Source organism: Sphingopyxis sp. BE235 (genome assembly GCF_031457175.1).
Lineage (GTDB): Bacteria > Pseudomonadota > Alphaproteobacteria > Sphingomonadales > Sphingomonadaceae > Sphingopyxis.
In genome coordinates, this window is the sequence record NZ_JAVDWC010000003.1 from 81,910 (window position 1) to 104,419 (window position 22,510).

The window sequence follows — 22,510 nt, forward strand, 5'->3', positions numbered from 1 at the left end:
ATGAAGTTACGCAGTTTTCAGCCGTTTTCTTCGATCGTCCTTTCCGTGCTCCCCGGCGGAGTCGCAGACGGCGCGTAGCGCCACCGCCGGGGTCCAGATCGGGGAAACGGGCTTTGCGGTTTTGGGTCCCGGCTCTCGCCGGGAATCACTTCAGGAGGCCATCGCAAACTGCAATCGCGAATGAAGTTGCGCAGTTTTCCGATGGTCTCCGTCACCGGGCATCTTGCACTTCTTGGCGTGGTGCGGCTTTACTTGCGCGGCCACATTCCTATGTCGGATGGATGGTCACCCCCGCACCGTCGCTTCCCAAGGAATTTTCGCAGCTCTCGCTGACCGAAGCCGCCGAATTGCTCGCGGCGCGCAAGCTGCCGCCGGTCGAACAATGGCATCCCGAACGCGCGGGCGACAGCTTCATGGAAATCCGCGCCGACGGCAGCTGGTATCACGAAGGCGGCCGCATCAATCGCCCCGCGATGGTCAGGCTCTTCTCGACGATCCTGCGGCGCGAAGCCGACGGCAGCCATGTTCTCGTGACCCCGGCCGAAAAGCTTTCGATCGCGGTTGAAGACACGCCCTTCCGCGCCGTCGAGATGAAGAGCGAAGGCGGGGGCGACGCGCGCAAGCTGGTCTTCCGTCTCGATACCGACGATCTCGTCATGGCCGGCGCCGACCACCCGCTGAACTTCGGCAGCGATGCCGACAATCCCAACCCGCGGCTGCACGTACGCGGCACGATCGGCAACGGGCTCGAAGCGCGGATCGACCGTGCGCTCTACTACGAGCTCGTCGAGATGGCGCTCGCCGAGGACGCCGATAAGCCAGCGATCTGGTCCAACGGCGGACGCTTTCCGTTGGTCGACGGCTGATGCTCTCCGAAAAGCTGCGCGCCGCGCTCGATAACCTACTTCCCGATGCGGGCGAGGACGAAGCCTATCTCGGCGCCCCGACCTTGCGCGATGCCGCGGTGCTCATCGCCTTCACCGACCGGCCCGACCCCGGCGTCATCCTGACCCAGCGGCCGCAATGGCTGAGGAGTCATGCGGGGCAGGTCGCCTTTCCCGGCGGCAAGATCGATCCGGGCGACCGCGACGCGATCGACGCGGCGCTGCGCGAGGCGGAGGAGGAAATCGGCCTCAGCCGCCGCGACGTGATGGTCGCCGGCGTGACCGAACCCTATCGTTCGGGCAGCGGCTATATCATCACCCCGGTGCTCGGGGTCATCCCGCCCGACCTGCCGCTCGATCCCAATCCCGACGAAGTCGAGGACTGGTTCGAGGTGCCGCTCGACATCCTGTTCGATCCCGACAATTACGCGCGCCAGCACGCGAATTTTCAGGGGCACGACCGCCATTATTATGACATGGACTGGCAGGGGCGACGGATTTGGGGCGTGACGGCGGGAATTATCATCAATCTGGCGCGGCGGATGCCGGCGGGGTGGCACCGGTGACCGCGCTGCCCGCCGCCGAGTGGCGCGATCGGCCCGGACTGCGGCGCATCGTCGCTGCGCTGGCCGCCGATGGCGGCGCGGTGAAGATCGTCGGCGGCGCGGTGCGCGATACGCTGCTGGATCTCGCCGTCACCGACATCGACCTCGCAACCCCGCTGCTGCCGCTGGAGGTAACGCGGCGGCTCGAGGCGGCCGATATCAAGGTCATTCCGACCGGCATCGCGCACGGCACCGTCACCGCGATCGCCAGCGGCGACCATCATGAAATCACGACATTGCGCCGCGACGTCGAGACCGACGGACGCCGCGCGACCATCGCCTTCGCCGACGACTGGCGCGACGATGCCGCGCGGCGCGACTTCACGATCAATGCGCTCTATGCCGACCCCGATACCGGCACGGTCGATGACTGGTTCGGCGGCCTTGCCGACCTGCAGGCGGGGCGCGTTGCGTTCATCGGCGACCCCGCGACGCGCATCGCCGAGGATCATTTGCGCATCCTGCGCTTCTATCGCTTCGCCGCGCGTTTCGGGCGCGGCGACCTCGACGCCGTGAGCCACGCCGCGGTGGTGACCGCGCGCCAGTCGCTCAAAAGCCTGTCGCGCGAACGGATCGCCGACGAACTGCTCAAGATCTTGTCGCTGCCCGATCCGCGCGCGATTGTCGGGCAAATGGCCGCCGACGGGATTTTCGAGGTCTTGCTGCCCGAACGCGACGCCGGCTTCGCCGCCGCGTTCGACCGGCTGGTGGCCAATGAGGAGGCCGCGGGCGTGGCCGTCGCGCCTTTGCGCCGCCTATCGGCGCTGCTGCCCGCCGACGCCGCCATTGCCGAACAGGTCGCGAGCCGGCTTCGCTTGTCGACGCGCCAGCGCAAACATCTCGCCGCGCTCGGCGGACGCCGCGCCGATACCGTCAGGCCGGTCCGCCAGCTGGCGCATGCGATCGGGGTCGACGCCGCGCGCGACGTGCATCTGCTCGCGGACGATGCGGCTTCGGCACGCACGGCGGTCGAAGCACTATCGGGCTGGACCGTCCCCGAAATGCCGCTCAAGGGCGGCGATATCGTCGCGCGCGGGATTGCGGTCGGCCCCGAGGTCGCGCGCATTCTGAAAGCGGTCGAGGCCGAGTGGGTGGCGGAGGATTTTCCTGATGCGGCGCGCGTGGCGCAGCTCGTCGATCAGAAGATCGGGCGCACCAGCGACTGACGCCAATAATCGAGCGCGTCCTTGCCGTCCATCGGCCGCGCGAACAGGAAACCCTGCCCGAAATCGCATCCGAGCGCCGACAGCAGCCGCGCCTGATCGGCGGTCTCGACGCCTTCGGCCGTCGTGCGCATGCCCAGCACTTCCGCCAGGCTCTGGATCGTACGCACGATCGCCACCTTGTCGCGGTCGTCGACCATATGTTCGACAAAGCTGCGGTCGATCTTGAGCACGTCGATCGGCAGGCGCTGGAGATAGGCGAGGTTCGAATAGCCGGTGCCGAAATCGTCCATCGCGACGCGCGCGTCGAGCGCCTTCAGCTCGCTGAGCACCGACAGCGCGAGGTCGGGATCGCCGATGATCGCGCTTTCGGTGAGTTCGATCATCAGCCGTTCGCCGCCGATCTTATGGCTTTCGAGCGCTTGCCGCACCACCGCCGCGACATCGTCGCGCACCAGCTGGATCGCCGAAACATTGACCGAGAAATAGCAGTCGACGATTCCGCCGCCATTCTGCTTGTCCCAGTCGGCGAGCACCGCGGCCGCCTTGCCGATCGCCCATTGGCCGAGCGGGACGATCAGACCCGAATCCTCGGCAATCGGAATGAATTCGGTCGGCGAAACCGAATGGCCGCTGCTTGTGTCCCAGCGCGCCAGCGCTTCGAACCCGGCAACGCGGCCGCTCGCCAGTTCGATCAGCGGCTGGAAGGCGAGGTGGAGCCGGTCTTCCTCGATCGCGTTGCGCAGCTCGGTTTCCATCCCGAACCGGTTGTCCGACAGCATCGCGGCTTCGGGTTCATAGATTTCGATGCGATCGGTCTGCTTCGCGCGTTTGAGCGCGATCTGCGCGTGGCGGATCTGATCGGCGACATCGGTGTCAGCTGCCGGCTGGATCGCGCAGCCGAGCGCGCAGTCGACGCTGACCTTCAATTCGCCGATCCGGAAGGGGTGGTCGAAACAACCGCGGATGCGCCGCGCCATTTCGCGCACATCGGCGCGGCCGCCCACGACGCGCGTCGATATGGCGAATTCGTCGCCGCCGGTGCGCGCCAATATGTCGCCGCTGCGCAGGCTCGATTTCAGCCGCCGCGCGACGGTGATGATCAGCTCGTCGCCGGCCATCGGCCCGATATGTTCGTTGATGCGGCTGAACCGTGCGAGGTCGAGCAGCAGGATCGCATGGTCGGCGGCGCCGACGTCGGTGATCGAGCGCTGTTCGACGAGTTCCTCGAACCCGGCGCGGTTGGGAAGGCCCGTCAGGCTGTCGGAAACCAGCTCGCGGCGCAGGTTGCGCTCGGTCATCATCTCCTGCGTCCGGTCGATCAGCGTCAGCAGGAACAGCCCGTCATCGCCCGATTCGGTGGGCAGCGGGCCGATCGAGCCGCGCAGGTCGCGCGCCGCGGGCCCTTCGCCGAGCTGGCAGGAAAATTCCTGCGATTCGTCCGTATATTGCGATGCGCGCTCGATCGCGCGCAGCATTTCGATCGGCGCCTCGACGCCCGCGGGCGACAGGCTCAACCGGTCGAACGCGGCGTTGCTTGCATGGAGCCGGAAATTGCCGCGCGCCATCGGTCTGATCAGCGCGGCCGGAACGGGCAACGCGTCGATCCAGCCGACGAACAATAAGGGCCGGTCTTCGCCGGTTCTATCGATAGGCATAACAGAGGGTTTTGTGCGACCTTTCCCCATTGCCCAATGCCTAGGTCACGGGAAGTAAAGAAGGGATTTACGGCAATAACGAAATACGTTCAGCCGAAACGATTGTTCCTCGGAAAACCGGTCGGAGGCATCCGTCCGGCGGCGCCGCGCGCGACGCGCCACGGTGCCAGGTCGGTCTCGGTGCGCGTGCGGCCGGTGTCGCCGCCCATCGCCCAGCTCAATCCGTCGGCAAAGGCGAAGCTGACCGCGTCGGACAGCCCGCCGTCGCGGTAGCGTTGCAGCATCACGCCCTGCCCGCGCGCCATCACTGGCACTTCGGAGAGCGGGAAGACGACGAGCTTGCGATTTTCGCCGACCACCGCGACGCTGTCGTCGCTCGCCAGAACCGGCCGCACGATGGCGAGCGCGGCCTTGGGTTTGAGGTTGACGACGTTGCGGCCCTTGCGCGTTTCGGCGACGACTTCGGCCATTTGCGCGACGAAGCCGTGGCCGCTGGTCGAGGCGAGCAGCAGCCGGCCATCGGCGCTCGCCGGGATCATCGCGACGATCCGCGCCTCGGGGTCGATGTCGACCATCAGGCGCAGCGGTTCGCCAAAACCGCGCCCACCGGGCAGCTTGTCGGCGCCGACGGTGAAGAAACGCCCGTCGCTCGCCGCGATCAGCAGCTTGTCGGTCGTCTGCGCGTGCGCGGCGAACAACAGCTCGTCGCCTTCCTTGAACTTGAATTCGGCCCACTGGTCCGCTGCGACATGCCCGCGCTGGGCGCGAATCCAGCCGCGTTTCGAGAGGATCACCGTCACCGGTTCCTTCTCGATCATCGCGTCGAGGGGAATGTCGCGCGCCGGCGCCGCTTCGGATATCGTCGTGCGCCGGGCGCCGAGCAGGGTTTCGAGCCCATATACCGCCCGCAATTTCTCCAGATCCTTGCGCAGCCGGGTCTTCTGCCGCGCCGGGCTCTCGACCAGCTTGACCAGCTCCTCGCGCTCGGCAGTCAGGTCGGCCTGCTCGCGCTTCAGCTCCATTTCCTCGAGCCGGCGGAGGCTCCGCAGCCGCATGTTGAGGATCGCCTCGGCCTGCCGGTCGGTCAGGATGAATTCGGCGATCATCACCGGTTTCGGCTCGTCCTCGGTACGGATGATCTCGATGATCCGGTCGAGGTTGAGGAAGGCGATGATATAGCCCGCGACCAGCTCCAGCCTGTCGTCGATCTTCGCGATACGATGCTGCGCGCGGCGGACGAGCACGACGATCTGGTGCTGCAGCCATTCGGTGAGCAGCTGGTGCAGCCCCATCACCTTCGGTGTACGCGTCGCGTCGAGGACGTTGAGGTTGAGCGCGAAGCGGTTTTCGAGGTCGGTCAGCCGGTACAGGCTTTCCTTGAGAATGTCGGGGTCGACGTTGCGGCTCTTGGGCTCGATGACGATGCGCAGGTCCTCGGCGCTTTCGTCGCGAACATCCTCGAGGATCGGGAGTTTCTTGTCGGCGATCAGCTGCGCGATCTGCTCGATCAGCTTGCCCTTCGCGACGCCGTACGGAATTTCGCTGATGACGAGCTGCCAGGTGCCGCCGGGCTGCTTCTCGATCCCGCTGTCTTCCCAGCTGCCTGTCTCCAGCTTGCCGGTCGAAAAGCGCGCGCGAACGCGGAAACCGCCGCGCCCGGTTTCATAGGCATGCGCAATCGTCTCGGCGCTGTCGACGACGATGCCGCCGGTCGGAAAATCGGGGCCTTTGACATGTTCGAGCAGCTCGGACAGCTCGGCGCGCGGGTTCTCGATCAGGACCAGCGCGGCGTCGATCACCTCGGCGGCGTTGTGCGGCGGGATGTTCGTCGCCATGCCGACCGCGATCCCGCTCGCGCCATTGGCGAGCAGGTTCGGGAAGAGGCCGGGCATGATCTCGGGCTCTTCATCCTCGCCATTGTACGTCGGCTTGAAATCGACCGTGCCCTCGTCGAGCCCCTGCATCAGGTCGACCGCAACGCGCGTCAGCCGCGCCTCGGTATAACGGTAGGCGGCGGCATTATCGCCGTCGATGTTGCCGAAATTGCCCTGGCCGTCGACGAGCGGATAGCGGAGCGAGAAATCCTGCGCGAGGCGGACCATCGCGTCATAGACCGCAACATCGCCATGCGGGTGGAATTTACCGATGACGTCGCCGACGACGCGCGCCGATTTCTTGTAGCCTTGGCTCGGGTCGAGCCGCATCGCGCGCATCGCCCACAGCAGGCGGCGGTGGACGGGCTTCAATCCGTCGCGCAGATCGGGAAGCGAACGCGCGGTGATCGTCGACAGCGCATAGACGAGATAGCGTTCGGACAGCGCGCTGTCGAACGGGGTATCGGTCATGCCGGGGACGGGTTCTGAAGGCGGAAGGTCGTCTGTCGTGCTGGCCATTGTTGGGCGCGATAGCAAGGCTGGCGCGCCAAGGCAAAGGCGAAGCGTCTTCGCTCTTGTGCCAACGCGAAGCCGCACTAGGTTCCGACGTCAACAACACCCGTCATTCCCGCGAAGGCGGGAATCCCGCTTCTCTGGCTCCAATGAAGAAAGCGGGATTCCCGCCTTCGCGGGAATGACGAAGAAAGAACCGGGCTTACGAGGGAGGAAATTTTTTGACCGAAATGGGAGCTGCCGCAACTCGCAAAAGCATCTGGTCGCGGGCCAGGGAGATGGCGCAGCAGGCGCCGCCCGAGCGCAACCGCTACGTCGATTTCCTCCGCGCGCTGTCGATCCTCGCGGTCGTCGTCGGTCACTGGCTCGTCGCCGCGCCCTATATGAAGGACGGCGCGGTCGAGGGCGGGCATCTGCTCGGCATCCTGCCGTGGACGCAGTGGCTGACCTGGGGTTTCCAGGTGATGCCGCTCTTCTTCCTCGTCGGCGGTTTTTCGAACGGCATGTCGTGGGCGGCGACACTGCGCAAGGGCGGCAGCTACGAAAGCTGGTATAGCGGGCGGCTGCAACGGCTGATCAACCCGGTGCTCCCGCTATTCCTGATCTGGACGCTCGTCGCGATGTTCGGGACGCTCGCGGGGATCGATCGCGGTATCGTCGCGATGGCGGCGCAGCTCGCGCTGATCCCGGTGTGGTTCCTGTCGGTTTACCTGATGGTTGCGGCGGTCGTGCCGCTGACGTGGAAGGCATGGAAACGCTGGGGATTCGCCTCCTTCTGGGCGCTCGTCGCGGGCGCGGTGGCGATCGACGTCGCGGCGCTGCGCTTCGACGTGCCGTACGTCAATTTCCTCAATTTCGCCTTCGTCTGGCTTGCGATCCACCAACTCGGCTTCGCGTGGAGCGAGGGGCGGCTGGCGCCGGGCAGGGCGCTCTTGTGGGGCATCGGCGGGCTGATCGCGCTTGCGTTGCTCGTCGGCTTCGGCCCCTATCCGGTCGCGATGATCGGTGTACCGGGAAGCGGCCTCAGCAACTCGATGCCCCCGACGCTCGCGCTGCTCGCGCTCGGCATCGCACAGGCGGGCTTTGCGCTCGCGCTCGAACCCGCGGCGCGGCGGATGCTCGACAATCTCCGCATCTGGACCGGCGTCGTGCTCGTCAACGGCATGATCATGACGATCTACCTCTGGCACCTCACCGCCTTCGTGCTCGTGATGGTCGCGGCGTGGCTGCTCGGCGGCATCGGGCTCGATGTGCAGCCCGGCAGCGCCGCATGGTGGCTCGCGCGACCGGTCTGGTTCCTACTCTACATCGCGGCGCTCTTCCCGCTGATCACGCTCTTCGCGCGCTACGAACGCGCGAGCAAGGACCGCGGCGAGGTGCCGCACTGGCGCCTGATCGTCGGGCTGCTCTTCATCTGCGCCGGCCTCGGCGCCACCGCGGCGATCAGCATCGCGAGCCCGCTCGGCGTCACCGGCGTGCGCCTCTGGCTCGTTGCGCTGCCCTTTGTGGGCGCTGCAATTGCGCAATTCGGCCCAATCCATCGGCTGACGCAATCGCGGATATGATGCGCGGGGCGGTGGCGGCGAATGCTGATCCGCTATGGAGTGGAGAACGGCCGTAGCCTCCTCGTCATCCCGGGCTTGACCCGGGACCCGCCTTCCTTCGTCCCAAGGGCAACGGATCAAAGCCAAAATCCTCGGCCAGATCGCGCCACGTCGGATTCATTGCGATGATCAGTTCATATTTCCACGATCGCAGCCATCGCTTGATCCGCTTTTCGCGCAGGATGGCAGAATCCATCGTGTCATGGCCTTCGAACCAGACGAGGCGCTTGATTCCATATTCCTTGGTGTAACCTTCGAAGGTCTCTTCGCGATGCTGGTGGATGCGCTGGACGAGGTTCGACGTAACCCCGGTGTAAAGCGTGCCGTGCGATGAACGCGCAAGAATGTAGACACAAGGATGGCGTTCCATCGTCCGATGAAAAGGCAAGGCAGGCCCCGGGTCAAGCCCGGGGTGACGGTGATTGATAAGGCAGCTTCCTGTCGCTAACGGCCTTCCCGCGAACAATAGCTGCAACTCCTAAACGAAAACCGGCGCGGATCGCTCCGCGCCGGGTTCCCTCGGTAAATCGTGCGAAATGCTACGCGTCAGGCGACGCGGCGCACCTCATTGCCTTCGTCGTCGATATCGCGAAGGACATAACCGCGGCCCCAGACCGTCTCGATATAATTTTCGCCGTGGCAGGCGAGCGCGAGTTTCTTGCGCAGCTTGCAGATGAAGACGTCGATGATCTTCAATTCGGGCTCGTCCATCCCGCCATAGAGGTGGTTCAGGAACATTTCCTTGGTCAGCGTCGTGCCCTTGCGCAGGCTCAGCAGCTCGAGCATCTGATATTCCTTGCCGGTCAGATGCACGCGGGTGGTGTCGACCTCGACCGTCTTGGTGTCGAGGTTGACCGCCAGCTTGCCCGTCTTGATGACGCTCTGGCTGTGGCCCTTCGACCGGCGGACGACCGCATGGATGCGCGCGACCAGCTCGTCGCGGTGGAACGGCTTGGTGACATAATCGTCGGCGCCAAAGCCGAACGAGCGCACCTTCGAATCCATTTCCGAAATGCCCGACAGGATCAGCACCGGCGTCTGCACCTTGGCGGTGCGGAGCTTCTTCAGCACGTCATAGCCGTGCATGTCGGGCAGGTTCAGGTCGAGCAGGATGATGTCGTAATCATAGAGCTTACCCAGGTCCAGGCCTTCCTCACCAAGATCGGTGGTATAGACGTTGAAGCCCTCGGTCGTGAGCATCGTATCGATCGCTTTCGCGGTCGTCGGCTCGTCCTCGATCAGCAGTACGCGCATTGGGCACCCCTTTTTCCCACGATAATCCCGCGAACCCGATCGCATGACCATCAAGGATGTCACCGACCAAACCCCCGTTGCAGGACTGCCGGAACATTAACCACGAAACTAATGAAGGGAAAAGGTTAATTTTGATTTAACCCGCAGAAGTCCGCGAGTCGCGGCCATTTTGCAACAGTCGCTCAGGCCGTTTTCGGATCATGGTGAAGCGCCACATAGCGATCATGTGCGCCGGTACAGGACATCTTCAGCGTGTCGACCAGATGGTCCGAAAGCGCGCGCACGCGCGCCGGGCGCAGCCGCGATGGCGGCGACAACAGGTGCAGGTGCGACTGCGGCAGCGACCAGTCGGTCAGGATCGGGACGACCGCGCCCGATGCCAGTGCTTCGGCGGCGATGAAGTCGGGCAGCGAGGCGATTCCGACCCCCGCGACGACCAGCGGCACCGCGACATCGCCGTTGTTCGCGAACAGCGGCCCCGTCGGCAGCACGGTCGCCTCCTCACCCTTACGATGGAAATGCAGTGGCATCGCGCGCTGGCGGTGGCCGTAACCGATCAGCCGGTGGCCGGCGAGTTCGAGCGGATGTTTCGGCGTGCCGTGCTTTTCCAGATAGGCGGGGCTCGCGATCACCGACGCCGCGACCGGCGCGATCGTGCGCGCGAGCAGGCTCGAATCGGCGAGCGGCGAAATGCGCAGCGTCAGGTCGATGCCTTCGGCGACCGGATCGTTGCGCGCGTCGCTCAGCAATACCTCGATCTCGACCGCGGGATGCCGCTCGAGAAAGACCGCGAGCGGCGGGCCGAGCACCTTGATCCCGAAGCTCATCGGCGCGGCGAGGCGGATCGGTCCCGCGAGGTCGACGCGGTCGCCGCGCGCCGCTTCGGTGGCCGCAGTCGCCGCCGCGACCATCGCGCGCGCCTCGTCGAGCAGGCCCGCGCCCGCGGTCGAGACCGCGACGACGCGCGAGCTTCGGTGCAGCAGGGTGATGCCGAGCGACGCCTCGAGCCGCGTCACCGCTTTCGACACGCTCGCCTTCGACAACCCCAGCGATGCGGCGGCGGCGGTAAAGCTGCCGCCGTCGGCGACAGCGACGAAACAGGCCCAGCCTTCATAGTCGGGAAGTGCCACGCAATAGCTCCTGAATGGAAACGATGGTTTTCCATCTACGCTATTTTAGAAACGATCGAAATGCCTATTTTGTCCTCAACAGCAGCGCATCCGCATCGCCGATGTGCGCAACGATTGAGAAGATACGAAAGGACAAGGCCATGATCGACATCCGCAAATTCGACACGCTGGGCCACGCCAACCACGGCTGGCTCGACGCCCGTCATCATTTTTCGTTCGCAAACTATCACGACCCGAAGCGTATGGGTTGGGGCGCGCTCCGCGTCTGGAACGACGATGCCATCGCGGCGCAGTCGGGCTTCCCCCCGCATCCGCACCGCGACATGGAAATCATCACCTATGTCCGCACCGGCGCGATCACGCACCGCGACTCGATGGGCAACAGCGGCCGCACCGCGGCGGGCGATGTCCAGGTGATGAGCGCCGGCACCGGCGTGACGCACAGTGAGTTCAACCTCGAGGATGAGGAAACGACGCTGTTCCAGATCTGGATCATGCCCGACCGCGACGGCGGCAATCCCGGCTGGGGCGCACGCCAGTTCCCCAAGGCCGACCGGTCGGGTCAGTTCGTGACGCTGGCAAGCGGGATCGAGGGCGATGAAGCCCTGCCGATCCGCGCCAATGCCCGCGTCGCCGCGGCGACGGTGAATGCCGGTGAGAGCGTTTCCTACGATCTCGAAGCCGGGCGCCACGCCTATCTGGTCGCCGCCAAGGGCCGCATCCGCGTCAACGGCGCGGACGCCGATCCCCGCGACGGCATCGCGCTCCGTGATGTCGGCACGATCGAGGTCGAGGCGCTCGACGACGCCGAACTGGTGCTCGTCGACAGCCTCTAAGAAGCCCCTGGGCCGCCGCCTTCCCCCTCCCTGACGGCGGCCCAACCGGTGCCGCGAGTTCTTCCCAAAAACATGGGCGGCTCGCGGCACCCCCTCTCCCCGAAGTGAAAAGGAGTACCCCGATGACCCATATTCTTCGCATCGACGCCAGCGCCCGCAACGAAGGTTCGACCACGCGTCCGCTCGCCGACCAACTGGTGAACCGTCTCGTTGAACAGGGTTACGGCGCCACCGTAACCCGCCGCGATCTCAACGCCGCGCCGCCCGCGCTGCTCACCGAAAGCTGGATCGGCGCCAACTTCACCGACGAAGCGGCGCGCAGCGACGAGCAAAAGGCCGTGCTCGCGGGGTCGGACGAACTGATCGCCGAACTCGAAGCCGCCGATACAATCGTCATCACCGCGCCGATCTATAATTTCGCAATCCCCGCGTCGCTCAAAGCCTGGGTCGACCTGATCGCCCGCGCGCGCCGCACCTTCCGCTATACCGAAGCCGGTCCCGAAGGGCTGCTGACGGGCAAGCGCGCGTTTATCGTCTTTGCCTCGGGCGGCGTGCCGCTGGGCAGCGAGGTCGATTTCGCGAGCGGGTACCTGAAGCATATCCTCGGCTTCGTCGGCATCACCGACGTCACGATCATCGCCGCCGACGGCCATATGATGGACGGTGAAGCGGTCGCTCGCGCCACTTCGGCGATCGGCGAACTGCAGCAGGCTGCCTGAACCGATGCGCCGTCTCCCGAGCCTTTTCCTTTCGCATGGCTCGCCGATGATGGCGCTCGAGCCCAGCCCGGCGCGGACCTTCCTCGCCGGGCTGGGTTCCCAGCTGCCGCGCCCGCGCGCGATCCTCGTCGTGTCGGCGCACCATGATGCGGCGTATCAGGGTGGCCGCGCGACCGTCACCGCATCGCCCGCGCCGCCGACGATCCACGACTTCGGCGGCTTTCCCGACGAACTGTTTGCGATGCGCTATCCCGCGCCGGGCGACCCGGCGCTCGCGACGCACGTAGTCGATCTGCTCGCCGGCCACGGCCTGTCCGTCACCGCCGATCCCGACCGCGGCCTCGATCACGGCGCATGGGTGCCGCTGTCGCTGATCTATCCCAACGCCGATATTCCGGTGGTCCAGCTCTCGATCGCCTCGAACGCCTCGCCCGAATGGCATTATGCGCTCGGTCAGGCGCTGACGCCGCTTCGCGATGAGGATGTGCTGATCATCGGATCGGGCAGCATCACGCACAATCTGCGCGCGCTGTTCTCGGCGCGCCTCCCGATCGACGCCCCGGCGCCGGCGTGGGTGACCGATTTCACCGACTGGGTAGCCGAAAGCATGGCGGCAGGCGCCATCGACGATGTGCTGAACAGCGTCGAACAGGCGCCGCACGGCCGCGACAATCACCCGACGCCCGACCATATATTGCCCCTGTTCGTGGCGATAGGTGCGGGCGGGGCCTCGTTCAACGCCGAGCGGCTGCACCACAGCATCACCTACGGCCTGCTCGCGATGGACGTTTACGCTTTCGACTAGGCAGCAGCCCGCCTATAGCGCGCCATGCTCCTTTCAGATCGTGTTCTCTTCCTCGACGGCGAGGCTCTCGTCATCGACAAGCCCGCGGGCCTTCCGGTCGACGCGCCGCGCGACGGCAGTATCAGCCTCGAAAATCATCTCGACCTGCTCAAGTTCGGCTTCAAACGCTGGCCGCTCGCGGTACACCGGCTCGACCGCGACACGTCGGGCTGCCTGCTCCTCGCGCGCAATCCCAAGGCGCACGGCCGTTTCACCCGCGCGTTCGAAAGCCGCGAGGTCGAAAAGCAATATCTCGCGATCGTCGACGGCGTGCCCGACGGCGACGGCGGCACGATCGACCTGCCGCTGTCGAAGGTGTCGACCGCCGAAGAGGGCTGGCGCATGGTCGGCGACCCCAAGGGCAAGCCCTCGGTCTCGCATTGGGAGAAGATCGCCGTTGTGGGCGAACGCGCCCTGCTTCGCTTTCGCCCCGAAACCGGCCGCACGCACCAGCTGCGCGTCCACGCACTCGAGGGGCTCGGCTTTCCGCTTGTCGGCGACCCCGTTTACGGCCGCGGTGGCACGAAAACGCGCACCTTGCTCCACGCCGAAAGGCTCGTCGTAAAACGTGACGTCAAGCCGTCGATAATTGCCGAGGCGCCGTTCCCCGACAGCTTCATCGCATTGGGCTTCGCGGCGCCGGAGGGAGCGGAGCCAACGCGTGGCTGAGATCCCCGAAAGCGCGATCAGTGAAAAATTTCTAGCGGGCACCGGACCCGGCGGACAGAATGTCAACAAGGTCGCGACCGCGTGCCAGTTGCGCGTCAATGTCTATGCGCTCGGCCTCACGCCCGACGCGTTCAAACGACTGAAAACCCTCGCGGGCAGCCGGATGACCACCGAGGGCGAACTCATCATCCTCGCGCGCCGCTATCGCACGCAGGAAGCGAACCGCGCCGACGCCCGGCAGCGCCTTTCCGACCTGATCGACGCTGCGCTCGTCCGCCCCGAACGCCGCATCAAGACCAAGCCGAGCAAGGCGGCCAAGGCGAAGCGCGTCGACAGCAAGAAAGCGCGCAGCACGGTCAAGGCCGGCCGCGGACGGGTGCGCGGGACCGACTAAGCTTCCATGACCAGCCTCTACCGCCTCGACGTCCCCGCCAGCTCGATCGCCGCGGCGTTCGGCGCCGAGGCTGGCAATGACCCCTGGACCGGCGATTATGTCGCGCCGGGCCGCCCTGCGCCGGTGATCGTCAGCGACGGCCGCGGCGGATCGCGGCGGTATCTGCGCCCGAAACTCTGGGGTGTTCCGCCGCCGCCGCAGGGCGACCGGCCGGTCACCAGCGTCCGCAACCTTGAAAGCCCGTTCTGGATCGGCACGCTGCGCCATGCCGAACTCCGCTGCCTGATCCCCGCGACCGCCTTTGCCTATTGGTCGGGCGCCGACGGCGCGCGGCGCCAGCACTGGTTTTCGGTGCCGTCGCGGCCGGTCTTCGCTTTTGCCGGAATCCATCGGCAGGGCGATGACTGGCCCTGCTTCGCGGTGCTTACGACCGATGCCAATCGGCTGGTTGCGCATCATCAGCCAAAGGGCATGCCGGTGATCCTTCGCCCGGAGGATTATGCTATCTGGCTGAGCGGTGAATGGCGCGCCGCCGTGGCGCTCGCGGTCCCTTTTCCCAGCCAGTTGATGGCGGTTGGCGACACCCCGCCGGTGTAGCCGATTTTCACCATATCGCTTCACTTTGGGGTAACCAACGGCGGCCTAAAAGCAGTTCGACCAAGAATGAAATGCAGGGACCGAATCCGTGTTGGGGAATCGCACCATCGAAACCAGAAAAGCGCCCACCGCCGGGCGCGGCGCCGAGCGCGCACCCGTGACCGCACGCGCGCGTTTCCGCGAACCGGGGCTAAACCCCTTCGACGTCGAACTGTTCGACCTGTCGTCGACGGGCTTTCGCATGGTGACGTTTTTCCGGCCGCAGATCGGCAAGCATATCTGGGTGAACCTGCCCGGGCTCCAGCCTTTGGAAGCCGTCGTTCGCCGCGCCGATGGCAACAATTATGGTTGCGAATTCGTCAACCCGCTTCACCCGTCGGTGGCGAAGCATCTGCAGGTCAAGCTGCGCGGCCAGTAAGCCGGCTCAGCCCTCGGGCTGCTCGGACTTCTTCAAGATATGCTTCCACTCAGCGGGCGTTACGCGCCCGACCGACAGCCGCGACTGGCGGATCAAATCCATGTCGGCGAGCTTGGGATCAGCCTTGATCGCCGCCAGCGTCACCGGGTTGGCAAGCGCACGAACGGGCGCGACGCGCACCACGACCCACGGCGCGCCCTTTTCGGCGGTCGGATCAGGAAAGCTCTCTTCGGTGATCTCCATGATCCCGACGCATTCCTTGCCGATATTGCTGTGATAGAAGAGCGCCTCGTCGCCGACCTTCATCGCCATCAGATTGAGTTTGGCGGTGTGGTTGCGTACCCCGTCCCACATCCCGGTGCCGTCCTCGACGAGTTGTTCCCACGCATAGGCGTCGGGTTCGGATTTCATCAGCCAATATGATTTTGCCATGCGCTCTCTTAGCAAGCATCGCCGGTTTGAAAAGAGCGAGCCTCTTTCCCTGCCTCGTCGACGGTCCTACATGCGGGAACAGAGTCGCGAAGGCCTAAGCTTCGCCCAATATGGATGATAAGATGACTGCCGCAGTTCCCACCATTTCGATGTCGCTCCCCGCCGACCAGTTCGCGAAGGATTTCGGCGCGTCGTTCGAACGCTTCGGTTTCGCGATGATCACCGATCACGGCATCGACCCCGCGCTGATCGACCAAGCCTGGGACAAGGCGAAAGCCTTTTTCGCGTTGCCCGAGGAAACCAAGCGCGCCTATCATATCGCCGGTGGCGGTGGCGCGCGCGGCTACACTCCGTTCGGGACCGAGATCGCCAAGGGCGCGAAGGAAGTCGACCTCAAGGAATTCTGGCATGTCGGCCGCGACCTGCCCGCGGGGCACCGCCTCGCGGCGCAGCAGCCGAACAATGTCTGGCCCGCCGAGGTCGACGGCTTTCGTACCGCCTATGACAAGCTCTTCGCCGAATTCGACCGCGTCGGCGCGCGTCTCCTCTCCGGTATCGCGCGCTACCTCGGCCTCGCGCCCGATTTCTTCGACGACACGGTCGCCGACGGCAACAGCGTGATGCGCCTGCTCCATTATCCGCCGGTCGAAGCCCCCGCGAAGGGCATCCGTGCAGAGGCGCATGAGGATATCAACACGATCACGCTGCTGCTCGGCGCAGAAGAAGCCGGGCTCGAAATCCTCGATAAGGACGGCAGCTGGCTCCCCGTCTCGCCGCCTCCGGGCGCAATGGCGGTCAACGTCGGCGACATGCTCCAGCGGCTGACCAACAACAAGCTGCCCTCGACCACGCACCGCGTCCGCAACCCCGATGCGGGCCGCGCGAGCGTCGCGCGCTATTCGATGCCCTTCTTTCTGCACTTCCGCTCGGACTATCCGATCGAGACGCTCGAAAGCTGCGTCGACGCGTCGCACCCGAATTTATATCCGACGCCGATCACGGCGGACGAGTATCTGCAGGAGCGGCTGCGCGAGATCGGGTTGAAGAAATAAGCGCATGACGGTTCCGGGGTGGTTAGCTGCCATCCCCTCCTTTCGTCATCCCGGACTTGATCCGGGATCCACCGCAGCGTTGAAGTCATGGACCCCGGATTAAGTCCGGGGTGACGATGATGGATATGTCAGCAACTGGTCGAAATCAGCCTACCGCCCCTCCCAATAATCGAACACCGCCTGCTGCTGCTCGCGAATAAACCGCGCCGCCGCCGCCCCTTCCCACGGGCCGTCATAGCCGAGCAACAAAGCCGTTCCGCCGACCCACCAGCCTTGCCCCGGCAGCCGGTCGCTTTCGCGCACCACCAGCACCGCCAGATCGGGTTCGCCATCGAGCGCGCTGAGCCGGTCGACTTCTTCGAGCGTCCGGCACACCGCACGCATCTTGGGCCGGGTGAAGCGGAAACCGAGGTCGCCGAGCAGTTCGGAATAGCTGACGCTCCGCCCCGCGCGCGCCGCCTCGATCAATATCGCGCGAATACGCGGCGCGTCGCCGAGCGCCGACACATCGGCCGGGCTTTCCTCGCCGCCTAAACCCTGGTCTTTGGCGGCCATGGAATGAATCCGGAGGTGCGCGCGACATAGTCGACATAATCGGGCCGCGTCTTGTGCAGCCCCTTTTCGAGAAGTGCCTTGCCCGACCATCTGGTGAGCGTGAAGGTCAGGAAGACCGGCCCGATCACACTCGCGAGCGCGGGCGCCCAGCCGAGGTCGGCGACGACCAGCCAGAGGCCCCACCATGTCAGCGCATCGCCGAAATAATTGGGGTGGCGCGTATAACGCCAGAGGCCCGTGTCGAGCGCCTTGCCCTTGTTCGCGGGGTTTTTCCGAAAGGCGTCGAGCTGCGCGTCGCCGATGCTTTCGAACGCGATGCCGGTCAGCGCCGCTACCGCGCCGACCCAGCCGAGGACATCCAACGTTGCCACGGGGTCGGCCGCACTCGCCCAGATACCGATCTGCGCGGGCAGGCAGGTGATGAAGAGCAACGGCGCCTGCGTCAGGAACACCATGAGCAGCGCGGTCTTCGCCCAGCTCCACTTCCGCTTCTCCATCGAGTGCGCGAGGATTTTCTTGTAGCGCGGATCCTCGCCATGGCTCGCCCAGCGGATCGTCAGGTGGATCGCGAGCCGCAGCCCCCATAGCGAGGTCAGGCCGAGGAGCAGCTTGGCATGCGCGCCCTCTGCGCCGACCTGCCACCATGTGCCCCACGCGAGCAGTACCATGCCGAACGCCCAGAAGGCGTCGATGAACGATACGTCGCGGATCAGCGTCGCGATGCCCCAGAGCAGCAGGATCACGCCGAGCAATCCGCCGAAATTGATCGTCAGGAGCAAAATTGCGTCACTCACGCGCGCATGTCCGGTACCTCATCGCGGCCGACGATATCATCGATCGAGCGCGCCTGCCGCTCGGGGAATCGAGCGCTATGGCTCCTATATACCTCAAATACCTTCAACATGTCGGCGCGAAAGTCGCCCGTGGGCCAGATCAGCGGGCCGAGCCCGCCGGTCTTGGTGCCATAATCCATGAAGCCGACCACCAGCGGCACTTTGGCCGCCATCGCGATCTGATAAAAGCCGGTGCGCCATTTCGCCGCCTTGCCGCGCGTGCCCTCGGGCGCGACGGTGAGCATGAATTCGGCGCGGCGCGCGAATTCATCGACCATCTGCTGGACGACATTGCCGCCGCCGCGGCGATCGACCGGGACGCCGCCCATCTGGCGGATAAAGCCGCCGATCGGCCAGCGGAAAAGCGACAACTTCGCCATGAAAAAGGGCCGGATCTTCAGGTCTGCGGTCAGCCCGAGGAAATTGACGAAATCCCAGTTGCTCGTGTGCGGCGCCGCGATCAGGATGAAGCGGCGCGGTTCGGGCACCTCGCCGACGGCTTTCCATCCGCGAATCCGGTACAGCAAAAGCAGCAGGCGGCGCACCGCGCGCGCCACCAGCCCCGGCGGGTCGTCATTCATTCGTGTCACGCTTGGTCCTCTCCCATGGCCCGAATTGCGCGAAAGCCCGTCGTGGCGCAAGAGGTGCGCGCATCGCGGCTTGCGGCGATGCCGTCTTTCTGCTCCCTTCATCCCAAAACAGGGGAGAATTTGATGAAGACGCTGTCCGCGCTGCTGACGTCCGCCATGCTGCTTGCGGCGCCCGCGATTGCCGCCGAGGCGCAGCCGCGCCCCGACCAGCTTGCGTTCCGCGGCCTTTACAAGGAGCTGGTCGAGACGAACACGACGCTCTCGTCGGGCAGCTGCACGCTCGCTGCGGAGCGCATGGCCACGCGGCTGAAGGCGGCGGGCATACCGGCGAGCCAGCTGACCCTGTTCGCCACCGCTGAAAACCCCAAGGAAGGCGGTCTCGTCGCCGTCTATCCGGGTACCAGCAAGACCGCGAAGCCGCTCCTGCTCGTCGCGCATATCGACGTCGTCGAGGCGAAGCGCGCCGACTGGGAGCGCGACCCGTTCGTCATGGTCGAGGAGAATGGCTATTTCTATGGCCGCGGCACCGCCGACGACAAGGCGCAGGCCGCGGTGTGGGTCGACACGCTGATCCGTTTCCAGCAGGCGGGCTACAAGCCCAAGCGCACGGTCAAGGTCGCGCTGACCTGCGGCGAGGAAACCAATGGTGCGTTCAACGGCGTTGAATGGCTTGCCGCGAACAAGCGCGACCTGATCGACGCCGAATTTGCATTGAACGAAGGCGGCGGCGGCGACAGCGACGGCAAGGGCAAGGTGCTCGGCCAGTCGGTGCAGGTCGGCGAAAAGACCTTCGCGAACTTCCGGTTGGAGACGAGAAACCCCGGCGGGCACAGCTCGGCGCCGGTGCCCGACAATGCGATCTACGAGCTTTCGCGCGCGCTCACCAAGGTTGCGGATTATGATTTCCCGGTCGAGATGACCGACACGACGCGGCGCTTTTTTGCCGAAGCCGGCGCCGCGCGCGGCGACGAGACGGGCAGGGCGATGGCCGCGCTGGCGAAGAACCCCGCCGACAAGGCGGCCGAGGCGATCGTCAACAAGGACCCGTTCCTCCACAGCAATTTGCGCACCACCTGCGTCGCGACGTTGCTGGATGGCGGCCATGCCCCGAACGCGCTGCCGCAGCGCGCGGGCGCGAACATCAATTGCCGCATCTTCCCCGGCCACAGCATCGAATCGATCAAGGACGAACTCGGACGTGTGATCGGCGATCCGGGCGTCACGATCACCCAGCTCCCGCCCAAACGCCCCGCACCGCCCGCGCCGCCGCTCGACCCGAAGATCCTCGGCCCGATGCAGACGCTCGTCGACAAATATTGGCCGGGGCTGAAGGTCATCCCGTCGATGGCGAACGGCTATACCGACGCGACCTTTCTGGGTGCGGTCGGCATCCCGACCTATGGCATCCCCGGCATGTGGGGCGACCCCGACGGCAATGGCGCGCACGGCCTCAACGAACGCATGGAAGTGCGTTCGGTCTATGTCGGGCGCGACTATATGTTCGACCTGGTGAAGGCATACGCGGACAAGCCCTGACGGGATTTGGTCCTAACCGACGAACGCGCGCTCGATGACGAAGTCGCCGGGCGCGGCGTTCGAGCCTTCCTTGAAGCCGAGCGCCTCGAAGCGCGCCTCGAGGTCGCGGATCATCGCCATGCTGCCGCACATCATGATGCGGTCGGTGGTGGAATCGAAGGCGCTCGGGCCGGTCAGCGGATGGCCAAAGAGCAGTCCGTTTTCGATCAGCGCGTCGATGCGGCCCGTCGTGGGGAAGGGCTCGCGCGTCACCGTCGGCAGATAGTGGAACTGGAGGAGCGCCTGATCCTGCACAAGCGGATCGCCCGCAAGCTGGCTTTCGAGCTCGTCGCGGAAGGCGAGGTCGCTGACCTGCCGCACGCAATGCACGATCACGATCTGGTTGAAACGCTCGTAAATGTCGGGGTCGCGCGCGAGGCTGAGGAAAGGGGCGAGCCCCGTCCCGGTCGACAGCATGAACAAACGCCGCCCGGGGGTCAGCGCGTCGGCGACGAGCGTCCCCGTCGGCTTGCGGCCGAGATAGACCGGATCGCCCGGTTGGATCAGCTGGAGGCGCGAGGTCAGCGGGCCGTCGGGCACCTTGATCGACAGGAATTCGAGCTCGTCGGCATAGGCGGGGCTCGCGATCGAGTAAGCGCGGAGCAGCGGGCGGCCTTCGCCGGGCAGGCCGATCATCACGAACTCGCCCGAGCGAAAGCGAAAGCTCGGCGGCCGCGTGATCGTGAAGCTGAACAGATGCTCGTTCCAATGACGCACCGAACGCACCTCCTCGACGGTCAGCGAGGCGGAGGGGGCCAGCTTGGCGGCTTCGGCAATACGGTCACTCATCACTTTGGACTTTCCTGATGTGTCATGGTGCCGGCCGCGAGGGCCGGCATATCGAATCCCGTCGCGACCAGCCGGTCGGTCGCGGCGCCCATCGCTTTGGCGATCGGGCCGACGCTTTCTCCCTCGGCCAGCAAGGCCAGCGTCGCATGGGCATTTGCGGCGTTCTCAAGCGAAAAATCGCGCCAGAGTCCAAGCAGAATTGCTTCATCCTCTGAAATCTGGAGACAGGGCAGGGGCGCGAGCAGCAGGGTTTCGACCGCATCGCCGGCAAGCAGCGCCATCGCAACGTGAAAGTCGGGCAGGGCGCCCGCGGCACCGACCGCAGCAAAGCCCCGATGGAGCACCTGCGGCGGGCATCGCCCGCGCTCGGCGGCGTGAACCCACCCGCGCATCGCCCAGAGCAGGAAACGACCGCTGTTGCAAAGGCTGTCCACCCGGCGATCGACAAAGGCGTACATCGCTTCCCTTTCCAGCGCGCGCGACAAGCCGCGCCGGCGGGCTTATATGTTATTGCGAGTCATTTGCAATTCAATATTTCTGTCAGGGGATGCCGCAGGCGGGCTGAATCCGGCCGTTCGGCCCAAAGGAAGCGCACCCGTCCGGCCGCTCAAGACCGGGCGTGGCCGCGCTCTTTCTTCCTTCGTCATTCCCACGTCCGCGGGAATGACGAATGTCGGAACATTAGCTCAGCACCCTAACGCCAAACTGCTTCACTGCCGTTTGCCTTGCCACACGCTGCGGCCGGAGTGCGCCGGTTGGGCAGCGCCGAGGACGAGGCCGGGGCGGCGTGCGGGGGCGCTGGGGGGCGGGACGATCTCGAAGCCAGAGGCGACGGCATGGGTTGCCGGAGCCGCCCCCCCGTGCGCGGCGCGGAGCAATGCCGTGTCGATCGGCCGGTCGGTCTCGATGCCGAATCTTTTGTCGACGACCCAGCGGACAGTGCCCAGCATCGGGTCGTGGCCGGGCAGAAACACAGTGATTCGCTCGCCGATATTGAGCGCAACGGGCCCCTGTCCGCCGATGCCGGTTTCGGACACGTTGCGGATCGTTACATCGAATTGGCCGAGCCGCGCGCAGGCAAGCGCGCCCTTTACCAGACGCGACTGACGCGGCTGGCGCTTCTCGGCGGGGACGGATGAGGCTGGGGAAGCCTCGGGACTGGACATGCGCGACTCATCTCTGTCGGCTGACCCCCACGTCGGCCGATTATTGTGGTCCTCCGATAGTCGTAAAGGCAGAAGGTAAATTTTCGTATAGCGTGTTCGGTAATTATTGCGCCGGCGGCAGCCCGCCCAAGGTGACGATGCTTTCGCGGTCGTCCACGGAAAGCGCTGAAACGCCAAAGAAATTATCGTCGACGATTGCACCGGACCACACGACCTCGGTCGAAGCATCCGACAGGACGACCCGGCCGTCGGACCAGTCGTTGCGGTCGGCGCGGCGCCAGTACAGCCGATAGGCGGCAGCGTCCTTAACCGGCGCCCATTTCACCGTCGTGTTCGAACTGACCGCGCCGTCGATG

Annotated in this window: 26 protein-coding genes; 13 read left to right on the top strand and 13 right to left on the bottom strand. The window is 65.4% G+C overall.

Annotation, left to right across the window (positions count from 1 at the left end; all coding sequences use genetic code 11):
- Positions 1–281 precede the first annotated feature (281 nt).
- Genes J2X38_RS13960 through J2X38_RS13970 form a run of 3 tightly spaced genes read left to right on the top strand, consistent with a single transcriptional unit; the run spans position 282 to position 2,655 of the window.
- Positions 282–866 carry a DUF1285 domain-containing protein gene (locus J2X38_RS13960; protein WP_310255023.1) on the top strand — a complete coding sequence of 195 codons (585 nt, stop codon included), beginning with the start codon at positions 282–284 and terminating at the stop codon, positions 864–866.
- A complete protein-coding gene (locus J2X38_RS13965; RefSeq protein ID WP_310255025.1) occupies positions 866–1,450 on the top strand; it encodes a CoA pyrophosphatase in 585 nt (194 codons plus the stop codon). The genes J2X38_RS13960 and J2X38_RS13965 overlap by 1 nt, the downstream gene beginning before the upstream one ends.
- Positions 1,447–2,655: a CCA tRNA nucleotidyltransferase gene (locus tag J2X38_RS13970; RefSeq protein WP_310255027.1), complete on the top strand. Its 1,209-nt coding sequence runs from the start codon at positions 1,447–1,449 to the stop codon at positions 2,653–2,655. The genes J2X38_RS13965 and J2X38_RS13970 overlap by 4 nt, the downstream gene beginning before the upstream one ends.
- Here J2X38_RS13970 and J2X38_RS13975 read toward each other — a convergent pair.
- Together J2X38_RS13975 and parC are read right to left on the bottom strand one after the other, a co-directional pair.
- Positions 2,628–4,310, bottom strand: coding sequence for an EAL domain-containing protein (locus J2X38_RS13975; protein WP_310255030.1), 1,683 nt, complete (start codon positions 4,308–4,310; stop codon positions 2,628–2,630). The genes J2X38_RS13970 and J2X38_RS13975 overlap by 28 nt on opposite strands.
- Positions 4,311–4,399: 89 nt before the next feature.
- A complete protein-coding gene (gene parC, locus J2X38_RS13980; RefSeq protein WP_310255032.1) occupies positions 4,400–6,703 on the bottom strand; it encodes a DNA topoisomerase IV subunit A in 2,304 nt (767 codons plus the stop codon).
- Between the two features lie 224 nt (positions 6,704–6,927).
- Here parC and J2X38_RS13985 point away from each other — a divergent pair, with 224 nt between their 5' ends.
- Positions 6,928–8,262 carry an acyltransferase gene (locus J2X38_RS13985; RefSeq protein ID WP_310255470.1) on the top strand — a complete coding sequence of 445 codons (1,335 nt, stop codon included), beginning with the start codon at positions 6,928–6,930 and terminating at the stop codon, positions 8,260–8,262.
- Positions 8,263–8,326: 64 nt separating this feature from the next.
- On the opposite strand, the gene J2X38_RS13990 is transcribed toward J2X38_RS13985, so the two are convergent.
- The 3 genes from J2X38_RS13990 to J2X38_RS14000 form a co-directional block, all read right to left on the bottom strand.
- Positions 8,327–8,767: a GIY-YIG nuclease family protein gene (locus J2X38_RS13990; RefSeq protein ID WP_310255034.1), complete on the bottom strand. Its 441-nt coding sequence runs from the start codon at positions 8,765–8,767 to the stop codon at positions 8,327–8,329.
- An 80-nt stretch (positions 8,768–8,847) separates the two neighbouring features.
- Positions 8,848–9,555 (bottom strand): response regulator transcription factor CtrA, encoded by a 708-nt coding sequence (gene ctrA / locus J2X38_RS13995; RefSeq protein ID WP_037513859.1) that lies wholly within the window; start codon positions 9,553–9,555, stop codon positions 8,848–8,850.
- A 182-nt stretch (positions 9,556–9,737) separates the two neighbouring features.
- Entirely contained in the window at positions 9,738–10,685 is a 948-nt protein-coding gene (locus tag J2X38_RS14000) for a LysR family transcriptional regulator (RefSeq protein ID WP_058539680.1), read from the bottom strand.
- Between the two features lie 140 nt (positions 10,686–10,825).
- On the opposite strand from J2X38_RS14000, the gene J2X38_RS14005 reads away from it, so the two are divergent.
- The 7 genes from J2X38_RS14005 (at position 10,826) to J2X38_RS14035 (ending at position 15,162) form a co-directional block, all read left to right on the top strand.
- Positions 10,826–11,521, top strand: a complete 696-nt coding sequence (locus tag J2X38_RS14005) for a pirin family protein (RefSeq protein WP_310255038.1) — start codon at positions 10,826–10,828, stop codon at positions 11,519–11,521.
- 122 nt (positions 11,522–11,643) lie between these two features.
- The gene (locus tag J2X38_RS14010; RefSeq protein ID WP_310255040.1) at positions 11,644–12,240 is read left to right on the top strand and encodes an NAD(P)H-dependent oxidoreductase; all 597 of its coding nucleotides are present in this window, start codon (positions 11,644–11,646) and stop codon (positions 12,238–12,240) included.
- 46 nt (positions 12,241–12,286) lie between these two features.
- The gene (locus J2X38_RS14015; RefSeq protein ID WP_405053459.1) at positions 12,287–13,045 is read left to right on the top strand and encodes a DODA-type extradiol aromatic ring-opening family dioxygenase; all 759 of its coding nucleotides are present in this window, start codon (positions 12,287–12,289) and stop codon (positions 13,043–13,045) included.
- Between the two features lie 24 nt (positions 13,046–13,069).
- Positions 13,070–13,753, top strand: a complete 684-nt coding sequence (locus J2X38_RS14020) for an RNA pseudouridine synthase (RefSeq protein ID WP_310255044.1) — start codon at positions 13,070–13,072, stop codon at positions 13,751–13,753.
- The gene (gene arfB, locus J2X38_RS14025) at positions 13,746–14,147 is read left to right on the top strand and encodes an alternative ribosome rescue aminoacyl-tRNA hydrolase ArfB (RefSeq protein ID WP_310255046.1); all 402 of its coding nucleotides are present in this window, start codon (positions 13,746–13,748) and stop codon (positions 14,145–14,147) included. The genes J2X38_RS14020 and arfB overlap by 8 nt, the downstream gene beginning before the upstream one ends.
- A 6-nt stretch (positions 14,148–14,153) precedes the next feature.
- Complete coding sequence (locus J2X38_RS14030) at positions 14,154–14,744, top strand: SOS response-associated peptidase family protein (RefSeq protein ID WP_310255048.1); 591 nt, start codon at positions 14,154–14,156, stop codon at positions 14,742–14,744.
- A gap of 88 nt (positions 14,745–14,832) precedes the next feature.
- Positions 14,833–15,162: a PilZ domain-containing protein gene (locus tag J2X38_RS14035; protein ID WP_056368603.1), complete on the top strand. Its 330-nt coding sequence runs from the start codon at positions 14,833–14,835 to the stop codon at positions 15,160–15,162.
- Between the two features lie 6 nt (positions 15,163–15,168).
- Here the strand turns inward: J2X38_RS14035 and J2X38_RS14040 are convergent, their stop codons facing one another.
- Complete coding sequence (locus J2X38_RS14040) at positions 15,169–15,594, bottom strand: EVE domain-containing protein (RefSeq protein WP_310255051.1); 426 nt, start codon at positions 15,592–15,594, stop codon at positions 15,169–15,171.
- A 122-nt stretch (positions 15,595–15,716) separates the two neighbouring features.
- Between J2X38_RS14040 and J2X38_RS14045 the strand changes: the two genes are divergently transcribed.
- A complete protein-coding gene (locus J2X38_RS14045; RefSeq protein ID WP_058539704.1) occupies positions 15,717–16,646 on the top strand; it encodes an isopenicillin N synthase family oxygenase in 930 nt (309 codons plus the stop codon).
- A 150-nt stretch (positions 16,647–16,796) separates the two neighbouring features.
- Here the strand turns inward: J2X38_RS14045 and J2X38_RS14050 are convergent, their stop codons facing one another.
- From J2X38_RS14050 to J2X38_RS14060, 3 genes are read right to left on the bottom strand one after another with little or no spacing between them, the layout of a single operon-like run.
- Entirely contained in the window at positions 16,797–17,201 is a 405-nt protein-coding gene (locus J2X38_RS14050; RefSeq protein ID WP_310255053.1) for a ribose-phosphate pyrophosphokinase, read from the bottom strand.
- Positions 17,177–17,995, bottom strand: coding sequence for a DUF1295 domain-containing protein (locus J2X38_RS14055; protein WP_310255055.1), 819 nt, complete (start codon positions 17,993–17,995; stop codon positions 17,177–17,179). The genes J2X38_RS14050 and J2X38_RS14055 overlap by 25 nt, the downstream gene beginning before the upstream one ends.
- Complete coding sequence (locus tag J2X38_RS14060) at positions 17,992–18,615, bottom strand: lysophospholipid acyltransferase family protein (protein ID WP_310255471.1); 624 nt, start codon at positions 18,613–18,615, stop codon at positions 17,992–17,994. Before J2X38_RS14060 ends, J2X38_RS14055 begins: the two co-directional genes overlap by 4 nt.
- 132 nt (positions 18,616–18,747) lie before the next feature.
- On the opposite strand from J2X38_RS14060, the gene J2X38_RS14065 reads away from it, so the two are divergent.
- The gene (locus tag J2X38_RS14065) at positions 18,748–20,160 is read left to right on the top strand and encodes a M20/M25/M40 family metallo-hydrolase (RefSeq protein WP_310255057.1); all 1,413 of its coding nucleotides are present in this window, start codon (positions 18,748–18,750) and stop codon (positions 20,158–20,160) included.
- Between the two features lie 12 nt (positions 20,161–20,172).
- Here J2X38_RS14065 and J2X38_RS14070 read toward each other — a convergent pair whose 3' ends face one another.
- From J2X38_RS14070 to J2X38_RS14085, 4 genes are all read right to left on the bottom strand, one after another.
- Positions 20,173–20,988 (bottom strand): ferredoxin--NADP reductase, encoded by an 816-nt coding sequence (locus J2X38_RS14070; RefSeq protein WP_310255059.1) that lies wholly within the window; start codon positions 20,986–20,988, stop codon positions 20,173–20,175.
- Positions 20,988–21,446, bottom strand: coding sequence for a hypothetical protein (locus J2X38_RS14075; protein ID WP_310255061.1), 459 nt, complete (start codon positions 21,444–21,446; stop codon positions 20,988–20,990). Before J2X38_RS14075 ends, J2X38_RS14070 begins: the two co-directional genes overlap by 1 nt.
- A gap of 252 nt (positions 21,447–21,698) precedes the next feature.
- Positions 21,699–22,154, bottom strand: coding sequence for a PilZ domain-containing protein (locus tag J2X38_RS14080; protein WP_310255063.1), 456 nt, complete (start codon positions 22,152–22,154; stop codon positions 21,699–21,701).
- 103 nt (positions 22,155–22,257) lie between these two features.
- Positions 22,258–22,479 (bottom strand): hypothetical protein, encoded by a 222-nt coding sequence (locus tag J2X38_RS14085; protein WP_310255065.1) that lies wholly within the window; start codon positions 22,477–22,479, stop codon positions 22,258–22,260.
- Positions 22,480–22,510: the final 31 nt, after the last annotated feature.

Coding starts and splice junctions, on each gene's coding strand:
- J2X38_RS13960 (WP_310255023.1), top strand. CDS start 282: ATGGTCACCCCCGCACCGTCGCTTCCCAAGGAATTTTCGCAGCTCTCG.
- J2X38_RS14050 (WP_310255053.1), bottom strand. CDS start 17,201: ATGGCCGCCAAAGACCAGGGTTTAGGCGGCGAGGAAAGCCCGGCCGAT.
- J2X38_RS14065 (WP_310255057.1), top strand. CDS start 18,748: ATGAAGACGCTGTCCGCGCTGCTGACGTCCGCCATGCTGCTTGCGGCG.
- J2X38_RS14080 (WP_310255063.1), bottom strand. CDS start 22,154: ATGTCCAGTCCCGAGGCTTCCCCAGCCTCATCCGTCCCCGCCGAGAAG.
- J2X38_RS14005 (WP_310255038.1), top strand. CDS start 10,826: ATGATCGACATCCGCAAATTCGACACGCTGGGCCACGCCAACCACGGC.
- J2X38_RS14075 (WP_310255061.1), bottom strand. CDS start 21,446: ATGTACGCCTTTGTCGATCGCCGGGTGGACAGCCTTTGCAACAGCGGT.
- J2X38_RS14030 (WP_310255048.1), top strand. CDS start 14,154: ATGACCAGCCTCTACCGCCTCGACGTCCCCGCCAGCTCGATCGCCGCG.
- J2X38_RS14020 (WP_310255044.1), top strand. CDS start 13,070: ATGCTCCTTTCAGATCGTGTTCTCTTCCTCGACGGCGAGGCTCTCGTC.
- J2X38_RS14045 (WP_058539704.1), top strand. CDS start 15,717: ATGACTGCCGCAGTTCCCACCATTTCGATGTCGCTCCCCGCCGACCAG.
- J2X38_RS14070 (WP_310255059.1), bottom strand. CDS start 20,988: ATGAGTGACCGTATTGCCGAAGCCGCCAAGCTGGCCCCCTCCGCCTCG.
- J2X38_RS13975 (WP_310255030.1), bottom strand. CDS start 4,310: ATGCCTATCGATAGAACCGGCGAAGACCGGCCCTTATTGTTCGTCGGC.
- J2X38_RS14015 (WP_405053459.1), top strand. CDS start 12,287: ATGATGGCGCTCGAGCCCAGCCCGGCGCGGACCTTCCTCGCCGGGCTG.
- J2X38_RS14060 (WP_310255471.1), bottom strand. CDS start 18,615: ATGAATGACGACCCGCCGGGGCTGGTGGCGCGCGCGGTGCGCCGCCTG.
- J2X38_RS14040 (WP_310255051.1), bottom strand. CDS start 15,594: ATGGCAAAATCATATTGGCTGATGAAATCCGAACCCGACGCCTATGCG.
- J2X38_RS14010 (WP_310255040.1), top strand. CDS start 11,644: ATGACCCATATTCTTCGCATCGACGCCAGCGCCCGCAACGAAGGTTCG.
- J2X38_RS13985 (WP_310255470.1), top strand. CDS start 6,928: ATGGGAGCTGCCGCAACTCGCAAAAGCATCTGGTCGCGGGCCAGGGAG.
- parC (WP_310255032.1), bottom strand. CDS start 6,703: ATGGCCAGCACGACAGACGACCTTCCGCCTTCAGAACCCGTCCCCGGC.
- J2X38_RS13965 (WP_310255025.1), top strand. CDS start 866: ATGCTCTCCGAAAAGCTGCGCGCCGCGCTCGATAACCTACTTCCCGAT.
- ctrA (WP_037513859.1), bottom strand. CDS start 9,555: ATGCGCGTACTGCTGATCGAGGACGAGCCGACGACCGCGAAAGCGATC.